Source organism: Hydrogenivirga sp. 128-5-R1-1 (assembly GCF_000171895.1).
This window is the reverse complement of record NZ_ABHJ01000467.1, coordinates 1-1,167: the sequence shown is the minus strand read 5'-3', so window position 1 is coordinate 1,167 and position 1,167 is coordinate 1. Positions and strand designations below refer to the sequence as shown.

3 protein-coding genes are annotated in these 1,167 nt (G+C 26.2%); all 3 read right to left on the bottom strand.

Features of this window, described 5'->3' with window-relative positions; all coding sequences use genetic code 11:
• Window positions 1-138: 138 nt before the first annotated feature.
• Window positions 139-285, bottom strand: a complete 147-nt coding sequence (locus tag HG1285_RS20425; protein WP_232219545.1) for a flagellar basal body protein — start codon at window positions 283-285, stop codon at window positions 139-141.
• A 6-nt stretch (window positions 286-291) separates the two neighbouring features.
• On the bottom strand, window positions 292-669 hold the full coding sequence (gene flgB / locus HG1285_RS00620; protein WP_008289611.1) for a flagellar basal body rod protein FlgB: 378 nt from the start codon (window positions 667-669) through the stop codon (window positions 292-294).
• A partial coding sequence (locus HG1285_RS00625) for a hypothetical protein (protein WP_008289608.1) occupies window positions 666-1,167 on the bottom strand: 502 nt, incomplete at its 5' end. The genes flgB and HG1285_RS00625, both read right to left, overlap by 4 nt.

The window sequence follows — 1,167 nt, the reverse complement described above, 5'->3', positions numbered from 1 at the left end:
TTGGAAGTTTACATAACCATTTTATCAGCAAGAGGATTGTTAGGGTCAAATTTTACTTTAAAAGGTGATTTGTCATACTCAATTTTTGCCACTTTTACTTTGTAAACAGGAGTACCTGATTCTTTATCTAAAATGGATTTAAAAAACAGGAACCTTTCTCCTATAGGGCTCACCATTTTCTTCATTTACTGAATTTACATTTGCAATATTACTGGAAGCTATATCTATTCTTATCTTTTGAGCATCCATTCCTGAAACTGATACTTCAAGTCCTTTAAACAGCATATTTAATTACCTCCCTGAAATCGCATATTTTAACTTTCCTAAATCTTTTTTCATTACTTCAAGTAATGTTTTATACATAATTGAGCTTTCTGATAATTTTGCAAGTTCATGCTCTACATCTACTTTATTTTTATCATATCCAGAATAATAACTATCTTCTACTATGTATTTTTTTATTTCTAATTTTGTATCTGGAGATAAATGTCTTGGGTCATCTTTTTTTAACTGGATATTTTCATTCAAAACTTTTTCAAAGACTAAATCTTTAGGTTTGTAATTTGGAGTGTCTGCATTAGCAATATTACTCTGTATTATTTTTGTTCTTTCAAGAAAATACGATGCTGTTTCCGATATTTTATCTAAATCATTCCATAAAAAACTCATTTTCTCATCCTCCTTTCTACAAGTAAATCTTTGTATAAGTTGTCAGCAACTAAAGCCCATTTCGTTTTACAGTTTTCAACTTTTTTAAAAATGCTATCTAAATTTGTATAATTCCCAAGCCTTATTTTAGCTATTAAATACCAGCTGTTTATATCACAGTCTTCTTTATAGTTTTCGGATAAAACTTTAGAAACTTGAAGCAGGTAGCTGTATTTACCATAATAAATTAATTTTTCAGCATTCAAATATAAAAATTTCTTATAAAAAGGTTCATTAATATTTTTCACTATTAAGTTTATATTTTTATTTATTAATTTTTGAGCCTTTGTAATTAAGTTTCTTTTCAAGTTATAAATAGCGTATAAAAGCTGTTTTTCAGGATTTTTACATTTTCTCATACTTTTGAGTAATTTTTTTACATTATTCCAGTTATCAAGTATAAAATAATTTTTGGCTAATAAAATGTAATAATCACAGGTTTTTTTCTTAATTTTTTTC

Coding starts and splice junctions, on each gene's coding strand:
- HG1285_RS20425 (WP_232219545.1), bottom strand. CDS start 285: ATGCTGTTTAAAGGACTTGAAGTATCAGTTTCAGGAATGGATGCTCAA.
- flgB (WP_008289611.1), bottom strand. CDS start 669: ATGAGTTTTTTATGGAATGATTTAGATAAAATATCGGAAACAGCATCG.